Below are 12,842 nucleotides of genomic sequence, written 5' to 3'. Positions count from 1 at the left end.
ATGGGTGCCGGGCTCGCCGGCTCGATGGCAGAAGGTTCGATCGAGCGCACGCTCGTTCTCGTGAAGCCCGATGGGGTGCGCCGGGGACTGGTGGGGGAGATCGTCGGTCGGCTCGAACGCAAGGGACTAAAGTTGATCGCCGCGCGCCTCGTGCGAGTGACTCCCGAGCTCGCCGACCGCCACTACGCCGAGCACAAGGGCAAGCCGTTCTTCCCGGGCCTCGTGGCCCACATCACCTCGGCGCCGGTCTTCGCGATGGCGGTCGAAGGCCGCTCGGCGATCGGGGCCGTCCGCCTGCTCATCGGCGCCACCAACCCTCAAACCGCGGCCCCGGGAACGGTGCGGGGCGACCTCGCTCTGGCCATGACGTCGAACTTGATCCATGCCTCCGATTCTCCGGAGTCGGCTGCGCGGGAGCTCGCGTTGTACTTCACGGAGAGAGACTATCTCAGCTACGAGCGCGTCGGCGTGGAGTACCAGTAGGCGATGACCGATCCGATCCCACGGGCCGTGCGGGCTCTTCGAGCCGGCGGCATCGTCGGCTACCCGACCGACACCCTCTACGGCCTCGCGGTGCCGGCGACCAATCTCGCAGCGGTCGAGTCGCTCGTGCGCGCGAAGGGCCGCGCCACCGGTCAGCCGATCTCGGTCGCGTTCTCCTCCTTCGAGGAGCTCGAGCCGTACTCCGAGCTCTCGGAAGAAGGTCGGTCGTTCGTGCGCACCCACCTTCCCGGGCCGTACACCATCCTCGCCCCGCCCTCCGCGCGCGCGCGGCGGGAGTTCGCGCCGGCGATCGCCGGGGGAGCCTCGATGGGAATCCGGATCCCGGACCATCCGCTCGCCCGATCGCTCGCCGAGCACGCCGGACCGATCACGGCGACGTCCGCGAACCGCCACGGGGAGCGCCCGGCACGGACCGCGAGCGAGGCTCGTCGCATCTTTGGCGATGAGGTGGCGATGTACCTTCCTTCCGATCCCGCTCCCTCCGGGGCCCCCTCGACGCTGGTCGATCTGACCCGGGGAGTTCCAGCGATCCGCGAACGGAAGTGAGCCGGATGGCCCGCTATCCCGAAGACGTCGATCGGTGGCGGGAGGCCGGCCGCATCTCGGCACGTGCCCGCGCCGTTGGGGTACGCGCCTTGCGGCCCGGCCGCTCACGCCGCGAGGTCGCCGAGGTGATCGAGGCGTCGATCCGCGGGGACGGTGCCCTCCCGGCGTTCCCCGCGAATCTGTCTCGCAACTTCGAGGCCGCGCACTACACTCCGAGCCCGAACGACGACCTCGCCTTCGAGGCCGGGGACCTGGTGAAGGTGGACGTCGGGGCCCACCTCGACGGCGCCATCTCGGACACGGCGGAGACCGTCGAGGTCGGCGGGACCCATCAGTACGAGAACCTCGTTCGCGCGACCCAGGACGCCGTGCGCGCCGGGATCGCCCAGGTCCGAGCCGGGGTCGCGATCGACGAGATCAGCCGTGCGATCGAGTCGGCGATCCACGCGCGGGGGTTCAAGCCGGTCTCCAACCTCACGGGGCACACGATCCAGCGATATCTCCTCCACGCGGGCAAATCGATCCCCAACGTGAGCGGAGCGACCGGTGAGACGCTCGAGGAGGGGGAGATCGTGGCGATCGAGCCGTTCGCCACGAACGGAGCCGGATCGATCGAGAACGGCTCGTTCGGTCACATCGTGCGCTTCCGACGGGATCCCGGAGCGGGCGACCCGGAGCTCTCGGCCCTCTTTCAGCGGTTCCGAACGCTCCCGTTCACGGCGCGCTGGGTCACCGATGCGGCGCAGCGCACCGCCCTCGCCCAAGGTCGTCGGTTCCTCCAGACGTATCCGGTGTTCGTCGAGAGTGGGGGCGGCTGGGTCTCCCAGGCGGAGCATACCGTGCTGGTGGGCCCGACCTCGGCCGAGGTCCTCACGGAGCTCAGAGAGTGAGGAGCGCGCCCTCGAGCCCCGGTCGCTGGAACACGATCCGCCGGTCATGACGAAGTCGACCCGAATGTACGACGAGCTCGCGAGCTACTACGATCGGATATACTCGGAAGCTCGCTACGGGAGCGAGGCGCGCCGGGTCCGCGCCATCGTCCGACGGTTCGGTCCTCCGCGTGCCCGAACGCTGCTCGACGTAGCGTGCGGCACGGGGGGTCACCTCCAGTACTTCCAGCGATGGTACGACGGTCAAGGGATCGACGCGAGCGCCTCGATGATTCGGCTCGCTCGACGACGTCTCCCCCGAGTTCCCTTCACGCGGGGTCGAATGGAGTCCTTCGATCTCGCCAAGGAATTCGATGTGATCACGTGCTTGTTCAGCGCGATCGGATACGTACGTACGCTTCCCGCGCTCGAAGCAACGTTGCGGAACTTTGCCCGCCACTTGCGGCCCGGCGGGGTCGTGATCATCGAGCCGTGGCTCGCGCCGGAAGAGTACCGGGTGGGCCACTCCCACCTGATCACCCACAACACACCGGAGCTGCGCCTCGCCCGCATGAGCGTCGGCGAACGGCGCGGAAACGAGTCGATCATCGAGTTTCACTTCCTTATCGCGACGCCGGGAGGACCGGTTCGATACCTGCGGGATTCGCACGTCATGGGGCTGTTCACCGTTCCCGACACCTTGGAACGCATGCGCCGTGCGGGGCTGCGGGCCCGCCACTTCCGCACGGGGCTCGGCACCGGCCATGACCGAGGACTGTTCGTCGGGGTTCGACCGGCCGAGCCGTCGAAACCATCCTCCCCGCGGGTACGGAACCGAAGCCGTTCGAGGAGCCAGAGGTCCTAAGGGGGAAGTCCCTCGAGCATCGGCGACCGGTGGAATCATCGGTCAGGTTCGTGGGTTGGAGAGTTCCGCGCGCGCGAGCTCCGCTCCGCGGTGCATGGCCTCGAGCTTGGCGTAGGCGACGTCGAGGCTTCGGGTCCGCAGGCCGCAATCCGGGTTCACCCAGATCCGTTTCGGATCGCCGAGGATCTTGGCGGCACGCCCGATCCGCTCCGCGACCTTCTCCGGGGTCTCCATCTCATCGCGATGCACGTCGAGGACCCCCAGGCCCACGTCCCGGGTGTCACCGTACTCCCGCAGCACGTTGAGGACCTCGTAGCCGTCGCGTCCGTCCCGGTCGCGGTTGGCGAACTCCCAGGCCCACTGACGGCAGCGCTTCGCCTCGAGGAGGGCGGGGAAGAGGTTGCGGTAATCGGAGAAACAAATGTGCATGGAGAACTCCGCGTCCAGACCTTCGGTCGCGGCGTTGAACCCCTCCGCCACGAGATCTCCCTCGTCGGGGTGCGTCCCGGCAGCGGGCTCGTCGATCTGGATGACGCGGCAACCCGAATCGATCAGCGCGGCCAGGGTCGGGCGGATCGCTTTGCGGGCGAGCTCCACCACGAACTCGCGTTGTGCGGCCCGCCGGCTCGCCCGCCCCTTCCAGCCCTTCTGGCGCGCGAGGAAGTGTTCGTTGAACGACCAGTCCGCGAGGGTGTACGGGCCCGTGATGGGGATCTTGGGTTCCGCCCGCGCATGGGCCCGGACGAACTCGAACTCCTCGGTATGGTACGGCCGCTCGAGTCGGATCTCGCCGGTGTTCGCGGCCTTGAGGTAGTACTTGTTGTCGAAGGAGCGCACGTGGCCGAAGAACTGGAAGCCGCGCATCTGGCGGATGGGGTACTCGTACATCTCGATACGGCGGGCCTCGGCGTCGTAGACCCGATCGAGCCCGGCGCTCTCGAAGTAGCGCAGGCCGAAGAGCGCGCCGAGGTCCCGGACCTGTTCGGGCGTCACGCTCCCGGGCGAACCGCTCAGGAGGGCGCTCGCGATGGTCTCGGCGCCCCGGGTGAAGTGGATCCGTTCGTCCCACGCCTGGAACTCCTTCCGCGCGCGCTCGTCAAGCGGTCCGCCCCGGGCGCCCTGCAACTGCCAGAAGGGCTTCATCAGGCTCCCGATCTCCTGCGACGGGAACAACGGATGGGAGGTCATCGAGCGCCCCCTCGGGCGGCGATCTCTTGCCGAGCCGTGGGCAATAGCTGGAGCTTGCGAACGGCCGCCTCGGCCGGCAGCAGATCGAGCGGTCCGCCGGGACCGAGCCAGAGGTCGGGGGGCTGGAGGCGGGCGGCGAGGTCGTGGACGATCTCGGCGACCTCCGCGGGGTCCTCGGGCAGCGTGGTGCGGGGATCGATCACGCCGAGGCCGAGTCCCTTGGAGGCGGTCCACGGGCGAAGGCGTTCGTACTCGGTCTCCGCAAGATCTACGCCGATCACCGATACGGGCAACCGGTCGAGGAGGGCGTGCTCGGGGGCGGCGTCCCCGAAGTACGTCCAAACGATCGTGGTCGAGCCGCTCGAGCGCGCCTCGATCGCCCGGTACGCGGCGAGCACCGCTTCTGCCCGAGGACCGGTCGGAGGGTCCACGACGAGGGATGGCTCCTGGAACTGGAAGATCGAGTACCCGCGGCCGTGCAACTCGTGCAGCTCGTCGCCGAGGAGGCGTCCGAGCCGATGGATCAGTCCCTCGGTGGTATCCCCCGAGCGATTGTCCACCGCCTGCGCCAAGGTGTACGGGCCCGGGAGGACGATCTTCGCCCGGGACTTCTCCGCCATGCGCAATGGAAGGGGGATCCGTGCGGCGATGGCGCCGGGCACGCGCTCCGGCGGCCCGAGGAGGATCGGCTGGCGAAAGAACGTGTTCGTTTCGAACATCCGGGTAACCGGGCCCACCGAGAACCCCGACCACGACTCGGAGATCGGGCGATAGATGTCCTGCCAGCGCAAGTACCCCGCCGTGGGCGCGTCGACTCCGAGCCGATGCTCGAGGGCGAGCACCTCGTTCTCGGTGCGGGTGTAGAGCGCCTCGACCGCCTCGAGGGTCGTACGACCCCGATCGAGGTCCCGCGTCGCCGCGACGAGCGCTTCCGACCTCGGGAACGGTCCCGAGAGCGCGGTCCGAACGGTCATGGGAGACGATGGACCCGGGTTCCATCCTTAAGAGTGTCGCGCAAACGCCGCGATGCGAGCGAGGAAACGCGGTTGCGCGCGAGGCAACCTCGAGATCAACCCTCGAGGTTCGCACGAACGATCTGTTCGAAGTCGGTCGGTTTCGGGGGCCATCCTTCGGTCATGTACCGAACGAACGCCTCCCGCGAGGGCTGGTTTAGCGCCTCGTTGGTCGCGCGCTCGAACCCGATCGTGGAGACGTAACGCGCGGGGAGCGAGTGGCAAGGCCCAAAATGGGCCGGGTACACCTCGACTTCGTCCGGGAGGCGCATCAGCTTGCCGGTGAGGCTGTCCCAGAGCATCTCCGGCGAACCGTCGCCTAGGTCCGTGCGGCCGCAGGTGCCGATGAGGAGGGTATCGCCCACGAATGCCGAATCCCGGACCCTCAGCGTGAGATGATCGAGCGTGTGACCCGGGGTCTCGAGGATCCGGAGCTCCTCCGAACCGAAGTCGATCGCCTCCCCTTCCGAAAGGGTGCGGTGCGGGTACTGGGCGGGAGAGCGGCGGCTGACGTAGATCGGCGCATCGGTCGCGAGATGCAGGGACGAGTGACCGGCGAGGTGATCGGCGTGCGTGTGGGTCTCGACGATCGCGGCGAGGTGCCAGGCTCCACCGCGCAGCGCTTCGAGGTACGGATCCGTGTCGACCCCCGGATCGATGAGGACCGCCTCGCGAGCGACCGGATCTCCTAGGAAGTACGCGAGGCACCCGGTGTCGGGGCGGGGTAGCTGTTGGAGGAGGAGTCCGCGCTCGCCTTCACCTTCCCGGTACCGGGGGAGCGATGGATCGACGATGCGTGCGTACTCGTCGATCCCGCCCTCGAGCGCCGCAGCGGAATCGAAGCCCCTCGATCGAAGAAGTTCAGCCGCCCGACGAGCGTCGGGGCCGAAATGGTCGTAGGTCACGATCGGCCGGTCGTGGGGTAACGCCGTGGCCTCTCTCGGGAGCAGATGGATCGGAACGTGGCGATCGTCCGGTAGGTGGACCCACCGACGCTCGGCATCGGAACGGACATCGAGCATCAAGGGAGGCTCGGGCCCTTCGAGCAGATCGCTCAGCTCCTTCGGTCCGATGAGGGGAACCGCACCTTCCCGCGCGGGCCGGAAGAACGGATGTGGGAGCGGGTTGGGGGAAGAGGGCACACGGAATCGAACGGCGAGGCGGCTCAAGACCTGTTCGGTGGCCCGGCTTCACTGCCATCGGTGGGAGCCCCGGTCATACGTCAATTGCCGAAGCCACGCTTCGTCTATCCAAAGGGTTAATACGAGCCCACTAGGTCGCGCCCGACCGATGGTGCAGGCCGCGATGCCACCGTCTGATCCCGGGACGGGCCGCAAGAGCCGCAAGCGGGCTTCGGAGGAAGCCATCGAGCGCACGGCGACGGAGCGGACCGACGCGCTCGGAGCGCGCGCGCTGCGCCTCGCGGAGTACTATCACGGGAAGATCGAGACGGTCCCGCGCGTCCCGGTGCGCTCCCTCGCGGACTTCTCCCTATGGTACACCCCGGGGATTGCCGCGGTCTCCCGTGCGATCGCCGCAGATCCGGACCGCTCCTTCGACCTGACGGGCCGCGGGAACACCATTGCGATCGTGACGGACGGGAGCCGCGTGCTCGGCCTCGGGGACATCGGTCCGCGCGCCGCCCTTCCGGTCATGGAGGGCAAGGCCCTTCTGTTCAAGTATCTCGGCGGGGTCGATGCGATCCCGCTGCCCATCTTCGTCGAGTCGGACGCCGCGTTCATCGAGACGGTCGAGCGCATCGCACCGGCGTTCGGCGGCATCAATCTGGAGGACATCGCGTCCCCGAAATGCTTCCGCATCCTGGAGGAGTTGCAGAAGCGCCTCCCCATCCCCGTGTGGCACGACGACCAGTTAGGAACGGCCGCGGCCACGATCGCCGGGTTCCTGAACGCCATCGAGCTGACCGGCCGCAACGTCCGCTCGATGCGCACCGTGCTCCTCGGGGCCGGCGCGGCGAACATCGCCACCGCGCGACTCCTCCTCGCCTTCGGCCACGATCCGCACCGTCTGACGCTGGTCGACCACAAAGGAATCCTCGACGCCGAGCGTCGGGACGTGGACGAGCTCATGGTCCGTAACCGGTGGAAGTACCGGCTCGCCCTGCAAACCGATGGAGGTGACCGTCGAGGCGGCCTCGTCGAGGCGGTGGAGGGGGCCGATGCGCTGCTCGCGGCCTCGACGCCCACTCCGGACACTGTCAAGCCCGAGCACATCCGCGCGATGGCCTCCGGGCCGATCGTCTTCGCGCTCGCGAACCCCGACCCGGAGATCTGGCCGGACATCGCGAAGGCCGCCGGCGCCGCGGTGGTCGCTACGGGCCGCAGCGATTTTCCCAACCAGGTCAACAATTCGCTCATCTTCCCGGCGGTGTTCCGAGGCATCCTGGACGCCCGAGCCCGTTCGATTCCCGACCAGGTGGTCCTCGCTGCGGCCAAGGAGCTCGCCCGCCACGCCAACGATGCGGGCCTCACGGTCGATCACATCCTTCCCACGATGGAGGAGACGGAGTTCTCTCCGCACGTGGCCGCCGCGGTTGCGGAGGAGGCGGTGCGTCTCGGGATCGCCGGGCGTCCCCGCACGCGCGCGGAGTTCTACCGGATCGCCCAGGAAATCATGCGGCGCCCCCCAAAACTCGCCCGCGAACTGGCGCGCTCGGGGGTCACGCTGCCGATGCCCGATGAAAAGAGCCCACGGAGAAAGAAACGATGACGACGCCCAAGGGGAAAACTGAAGCCGAGCGACCGAACCCGAACGCGACCACGACCGGACCCAGCGTTCCGATCCACTTGCGGCCCGCGCGCGCGAGCGATATCGCGCAGCTCGTCCCTCTCATCCTCCGGCTCAAGCGGTTGAACGAGGAGTTCGACCCGTTGCTCAAGGTGCGTCCGGACGCGGAGGAGCGGGCCATCGAGATCCTGAAGCGCGACATCTCCGACCCGGAAGCGCTCGTTCTCGCCGCCGAAGGAGTCGGAACGGACAAGGACAAGGTCGTCGGGGTCGTTCGCGCCCGGGTCCGGGATCGGCCTTTCTACTCCCCGGAGAAGGAGGGCGTCATCCTCGACATCTACCTCCTCCCGCTCTACCGACGCCGGGGGGTGGGAGAATACCTTCTCCAAGAGCTCTCGGCGGCGCTGAAGGCCAAAGGGGCCGGGGTGCTCACGGCGGAGTTCCCCGTCCAGAACGAGATCGCGATCCGTTTCTACACGAAGCAGGGGTTCCGCCCGATCACCACCCTGCACGGCCGCATGATGTGAGCCCGATCGAACGCGCCCCGGTCGGTCAGCTTAAAGAACGGAACCCTCCTCGCTGCGGTATGTCCAAGAGCCCGCCGCCGTCGAGGTCGGGCGAGCCCCAGTACTTGCGTCGAGGCAAGGTCAAGGAGGTCTACTCCGTCTCCCCCACCGAGCTCGAGTTCCGCTTCACCAACGACATCTCCGTCTTCGACAAGCACATCCCGAGCGAGATCCCCCACAAGGGAGAGACGCTGAACCGGACGGCCGCGTTCTGGTTCGAGAGCTGCCGAACGCACAAGATTCCCAACCACTTCCTGCGCCTCTCGGGCCCGACCTCGATGCGTGTCAAGCGCGTCCAGGTCGTTCCGCAACCGAGGTCGCTCGGACCGCACCCGAAGAACTACCTCATCCCGCTCGAGCTGATCGTACGGTACTACATCGCCGGGTCGATGTGGGACCGGGTGCGCTCCGGCAAGGTCAGGCCCGAGGAACTCGGATTCCCCGCGGGCAAGCACCTGCAGTTCGCCGACCCGCTCCCCGAGCCCCACTTCGAGGTGACGACCAAGCTTGAGCCGATCGATCGTCTCTTGACGATCGAGGAGGCCCTCGAGCTCTCGGCGCTCGACCGGCGGCAGATGGACGAACTGAAGGAGACGATCCTGAAGATCGACGGCGCGATGCAGCGGGAGATCGCCCCGCGCGGCCTGTTGCACGTCGATGGAAAGAAGGAGTTCGGGGTCGACGCGGATGGAGCGTTGATGGTCGTCGACACCTTCGGGACCGCGGACGAGGACCGATTCTGGGACCGAGACGCGTTCGAGCGGGGCCGGCAGGTCGATTTCTCCAAGGAGTTCGTTCGCCAACACTACCGCTCGACGGGATACTACGATCGCCTAATGGCCGCTCGACAGGCCGGGGGACCCGAGCCGGAGATCCCGCCGCTGCCTCCGCTCCTGGTCGATGAGGTCAGTCGCCTGTACACCACCGTGTACCAGCGACTGACCGGCCAGCCGTTCACCCCCTCCGCCTGACGGCAGATTCCGCCGTTTCGCGACCTCTCCCCCACGCTTATCTCCCCCGGCGCAACTCATCAGAGTGTGTCGCCGAAACCGATCGCTCGTGCAGCCCCACCGGCGGAGCCGGCCGTTCCCGAGAAGACCGAGATCGCGCTCGAGGACCTCCCCGGCGTCGGCACAACGACGGCCGACAAGCTCCGAGAGGCCGGCTACACCGACCTCATGGAGCTGGCGGTCGCCTCCCCCGGGGACATCGCGGAAGCCGCGGACATCGGACTGACCATCGCCCAGAAGATCATCGGCGAGGCGCGCCGGAAGGCCGACGTCGGCGGGTTTGAGCTCGGGACCCAAGTCCTCGAGCGACGCAAGAAACTGGGGCGGATCACGCTCAACGCGAAGGCGCTGGACGAACTCCTGGGCGGCGGCGTCGAGACCCAGGCGATCACGGAGTTCGCGGGCGAGTTCGGCACTGGGAAGACCCAGATAGCCCACCAGATCGCCGTGGACGTCCAACTACCCGTCGCCCAGGGAGGGCTACTCGGCGAGACGGTCTACATCGACACCGAGAGCACGTTCCGTCCCGAGCGGATCATCGACATGTCGAAGGCCGTCGGCCTCGACCCGCAGGAGGCGCTCACCAAGATTCACGTCGCCCGGGCGTTCAACTCGAGCCACCAGATGCTCCTCGTCCAGAAAGCCCAGGAGCTCGCACGGCAGAGGCCGGTCCGGCTCCTCGTGGTCGACTCCCTCACCGCGCACTTCCGGTCCGAGTACGCCGGACGGGGCGAGCTCGCCCCCCGGCAGCAGCTCCTGAACAAGCACCTCCATGAGCTCCTGCGCTTCGCCGACACGTACAACGCCGCGGTCGTGGTCACGAACCAGGTCATGGCGCGCCCCGACATCCTCTTCGGCGACCCGACCCGCCCGATCGGAGGGAACATCGTGGCGCACGCCTCCACCTACCGGCTCTACCTGCGCAAATCCAAGCCCCCGAAGCGCATCGCGCGCCTCATCGACTCGCCGAACCTCCCCGAGGGGGAGGCGGTCTACTCGCTCACGAGCGAGGGGATCCGCGAGTAGCGACGCGGCGAACGGACACGGCCTTCACGTAGAGGTACACCCGTGCGCCGCGGTCCAGCGCGAGCCGGCGGATCGAACCCGGCGTGATCCCTACCCGCACGACGAGCCCTCTCCAGAGGGCTCGGAGCTCCGCGTTCTGGGCGCCGTGCGACTTCGTGGATTGGACCGTGACGGGGAGGGCATTGCGAGCGCTCAATTCGACCGGGCGAAGAGCGACGACGATCGAGCCCGGGTCCACAACGACCTCCACGGGCGCTCCTTCGCGCCCTCGGAAGGAAACCTCGAGCTGCCGTCCATGGCCGAGATCGACCTTCGGAGATCGACCTCCGCGGTAGATCCCGGAGAACCGGTTGATACGGGAATCGGGCCGCGCGTCGCTCGCGTCGCGCAGCAGTCGTCGTCCGAGCGCCGTGAGCCGGGTCTCTCCTGGTGTCGAACCCCCGCGGCGCGCGCGCACGACGGGGCCTCCATAGAGGCGACGCAGCCGGGCGAGCCGATAGACCGCTCGATCTCGGGGGATCCCGAGCGAGCGGGAGGCGCGGACCACGTTGGGAGTGGTCGACAGTTGCGCGAGCAAGCGGACGTCCATCGGAGCCAGCCAACGCTCCATCATCGCTACGACGCCCCCTCCGCGGTGAGCGGCCGGAGCCGGGTTCGATCGAGGTCGAGCCGGACGGTGTCGCCGACGCGCAGGCGGAGGGAGTCGGAGGGCGAGTGCACGTAGAACGCCAACGCGCCCTGTCGGAGCGTCAGGACCCAGCCCCGCGGGGCCCATCGCACCGAGGTGATGCGGGCGAGATCGCTGTCGGAGGAGGCCGCGGTCCAGCTCAGGGCATCGTCGGGGACGACGATCCCACTCGGGCCGGCGTCCCCGAGCAACGCCCGAGGAAGGGGGCCATCGCCCGCGGCAAGGAGTTCCTCCCGCGAAAAGAGGTTCTCGAAGCCCAGGAACCGTGCCATGAACCGATTGAGCGGTGCGTGCGGAAGCGCGGTCACCGCTCCCTGGAAACGGACCCGTCCCTCTTCCAGCACGACGACGTTCGAAGCGAGCGCGAACGCGGTCGCCGGGTCATGCGTGACGAGCAGCAGCGGGATTCCCTCGGACTCGATGAGCTCGCGCAGGAGCCGGAGCAGGACGTCGCGACTCTCCACATCGAGGGCCGCGAGCGGCTCGTCCCAGAGGAGCGCGCGCGGTTCCCCGGCGAGCGCCCGGGCCATCGCCACGCGCTGGCGCTGGCCCGAGCTCAACTGAGCGGGATATCGCTCGGCGAGTTCCGAGAGCTCGAAGTGATCGATCCACCTCTGGACCCGCGCACGCGCGTCCGGCGTCCCCCGCAGGTCGAGGGGATAGCTCACGTTCTGCCGCACCCGCCGGTGGGGGAAGAGCCCGAGGCCCGGAGGGACGAACCCGAATCCCCGGCGCTCCGGAGGCGATCGCTCGACGGCGACCCCGTCCACACGCACAGCTCCCTGCCGGAGCGGCAGGAATCCGGCGATCCCTCGCAACAGGCTGGTCTTGCCCGCTCCGGACGGGCCGAGCAGGACGGTCGCGGAGCCGGAGCGGATCTCGAGGTCGATCGGGCCGACGCGGAAGCGATCCCGGTCGACCACGACCTCCGAGAGCCGGATGTCGGTCATGCGAACCAGCCGACCTTCGTCCAGGCCATGCCCGTGCGGTCGAAGAGGCGAACGACCACGAAGACCGCGAGGGCGACCAGCACGAGGAGCGCGGACGCGCCGGCGGCGGCCTGCACGCCGGTCGTGGAATACAGGTTGTAGATGTAGACGGAGGCCGTGTTCGTCACGGGGCCCCCATACGGGAAGCTCGGATAGATCGCGTAGGCGAGGATGAGGAACCCACCAATCTCGCTGACCCCGCGGGCCCACATCAGGAGGCTTCCCGTCACGATGCCGCGGAACGCCTGGGGCAGCGTTACGGTCGCGAACGCCTCGGTCGGCGACGCCCCGAGCGATCGCGCGGCCTCGATCGCCTCTCCATCGACCGAGCGGAAGGCGAGCTCGCTCGTGAGCACCACGTACGAGGCCCCGACGTAGACCATCACCAGCACGACGCCCCAGATCGCATCGAAGATCGGGATCCCGAGCCCAGCGACCCAGGCCCCGAACGGGTTGGTCGGCGCGAAGAGGACGAGCAGCGCGATTCCGACGATGAGATGGGGGATCATCACGGGAACCAGCACGATCGACTCGACGATGGATCGGCCGGGAAAGCGGTAGCGTGCGAGGATGTATCCGAGGGGCACTCCAAGGAGGATCCCGAAGCACACCGCGATCCCAGAGGCGAGCAGCGTGAAGTACAAGGCCGTCCGGAACTCCACGCTCCCGGCGGCACTAGCGATGTTGCCGTAGCCTGCGTAAAGGAACAGCGCGATGATCGGAAGGATGAACAGGCCGATCAGGGACGCGGCCAGGACGGCGCCCAACGCGCGTCGCGCCGGAGCGCCCCGATCCCCTACCGTGTCATTCGTCATGGGATGAATCTGGGT

General features: G+C 68.2%; 14 protein-coding genes. 8 read left to right on the top strand and 6 right to left on the bottom strand.

Features of this window, described 5'->3' with window-relative positions; genetic code table 11:
• Window positions 1-24: 24 nt before the first annotated feature.
• From ndk to VMV28_02100, 4 genes are read left to right on the top strand one after another with little or no spacing between them, the layout of a single operon-like run.
• A complete protein-coding gene (gene ndk, locus VMV28_02115; GenBank protein HUZ79405.1) occupies window positions 25-483 on the top strand; it encodes a nucleoside-diphosphate kinase in 459 nt (152 codons plus the stop codon).
• Between the two features lie 3 nt (window positions 484-486).
• Window positions 487-1,050: an L-threonylcarbamoyladenylate synthase gene (locus VMV28_02110; protein HUZ79404.1), complete on the top strand. Its 564-nt coding sequence runs from the start codon at window positions 487-489 to the stop codon at window positions 1,048-1,050.
• Window positions 1,051-1,055: 5 nt separating this feature from the next.
• Complete coding sequence (map, locus tag VMV28_02105; GenBank protein HUZ79403.1) at window positions 1,056-1,940, top strand: type II methionyl aminopeptidase; 885 nt, start codon at window positions 1,056-1,058, stop codon at window positions 1,938-1,940.
• 46 nt (window positions 1,941-1,986) lie between these two features.
• Window positions 1,987-2,784 (top strand): class I SAM-dependent methyltransferase, encoded by a 798-nt coding sequence (locus tag VMV28_02100; protein HUZ79402.1) that lies wholly within the window; start codon window positions 1,987-1,989, stop codon window positions 2,782-2,784.
• A gap of 42 nt (window positions 2,785-2,826) precedes the next feature.
• Here the strand turns inward: VMV28_02100 and VMV28_02095 are convergent, their stop codons facing one another.
• The 3 genes from VMV28_02095 to VMV28_02085 all read right to left on the bottom strand — a co-directional run bounded on the left by VMV28_02095 (window position 2,827) and on the right by VMV28_02085 (window position 6,127).
• The gene (locus VMV28_02095; GenBank protein HUZ79401.1) at window positions 2,827-3,972 is read right to left on the bottom strand and encodes a hypothetical protein; all 1,146 of its coding nucleotides are present in this window, start codon (window positions 3,970-3,972) and stop codon (window positions 2,827-2,829) included.
• Window positions 3,969-4,946: a hypothetical protein gene (locus VMV28_02090; GenBank protein HUZ79400.1), complete on the bottom strand. Its 978-nt coding sequence runs from the start codon at window positions 4,944-4,946 to the stop codon at window positions 3,969-3,971. Before VMV28_02090 ends, VMV28_02095 begins: the two co-directional genes overlap by 4 nt.
• A gap of 95 nt (window positions 4,947-5,041) precedes the next feature.
• Window positions 5,042-6,127: an MBL fold metallo-hydrolase gene (locus VMV28_02085; GenBank protein ID HUZ79399.1), complete on the bottom strand. Its 1,086-nt coding sequence runs from the start codon at window positions 6,125-6,127 to the stop codon at window positions 5,042-5,044.
• 148 nt (window positions 6,128-6,275) lie between these two features.
• Between VMV28_02085 and VMV28_02080 the strand changes: the two genes are divergently transcribed.
• From VMV28_02080 to radA, 4 genes are all read left to right on the top strand, one after another.
• Complete coding sequence (locus VMV28_02080) at window positions 6,276-7,715, top strand: NADP-dependent malic enzyme (GenBank protein ID HUZ79398.1); 1,440 nt, start codon at window positions 6,276-6,278, stop codon at window positions 7,713-7,715.
• Window positions 7,712-8,260 carry an N-acetyltransferase gene (locus VMV28_02075; GenBank protein HUZ79397.1) on the top strand — a complete coding sequence of 183 codons (549 nt, stop codon included), beginning with the start codon at window positions 7,712-7,714 and terminating at the stop codon, window positions 8,258-8,260. Before VMV28_02080 ends, VMV28_02075 begins: the two co-directional genes overlap by 4 nt.
• Before the next feature lie 59 nt (window positions 8,261-8,319).
• Complete coding sequence (locus VMV28_02070; GenBank protein ID HUZ79396.1) at window positions 8,320-9,270, top strand: phosphoribosylaminoimidazolesuccinocarboxamide synthase; 951 nt, start codon at window positions 8,320-8,322, stop codon at window positions 9,268-9,270.
• Between the two features lie 81 nt (window positions 9,271-9,351).
• Window positions 9,352-10,335, top strand: coding sequence for a DNA repair and recombination protein RadA (gene radA, locus VMV28_02065; protein ID HUZ79395.1), 984 nt, complete (start codon window positions 9,352-9,354; stop codon window positions 10,333-10,335).
• On the opposite strand, the gene VMV28_02060 is transcribed toward radA, so the two are convergent.
• Genes VMV28_02060 through VMV28_02050 form a run of 3 tightly spaced genes read right to left on the bottom strand, consistent with a single transcriptional unit; the run spans window position 10,310 to window position 12,827 of the window.
• On the bottom strand, window positions 10,310-10,948 hold the full coding sequence (locus tag VMV28_02060) for a TOBE domain-containing protein (GenBank protein HUZ79394.1): 639 nt from the start codon (window positions 10,946-10,948) through the stop codon (window positions 10,310-10,312). The genes radA and VMV28_02060 overlap by 26 nt on opposite strands.
• A 2-nt stretch (window positions 10,949-10,950) precedes the next feature.
• Window positions 10,951-11,973 (bottom strand): ABC transporter ATP-binding protein, encoded by a 1,023-nt coding sequence (locus tag VMV28_02055; GenBank protein ID HUZ79393.1) that lies wholly within the window; start codon window positions 11,971-11,973, stop codon window positions 10,951-10,953.
• The gene (locus VMV28_02050) at window positions 11,970-12,827 is read right to left on the bottom strand and encodes an ABC transporter permease (protein ID HUZ79392.1); all 858 of its coding nucleotides are present in this window, start codon (window positions 12,825-12,827) and stop codon (window positions 11,970-11,972) included. The genes VMV28_02055 and VMV28_02050 overlap by 4 nt, the downstream gene beginning before the upstream one ends.
• Window positions 12,828-12,842 lie beyond the last annotated feature (15 nt).

The organism is Thermoplasmata archaeon, assembly GCA_035532555.1.
Taxonomy (GTDB): domain Archaea; phylum Thermoplasmatota; class Thermoplasmata; order Lutacidiplasmatales; family UBA184; genus Lutacidiplasma.
The sequence above is the reverse complement of the archived record's forward strand: the minus strand, read 5'-3'. Positions and strand labels throughout refer to the sequence as shown.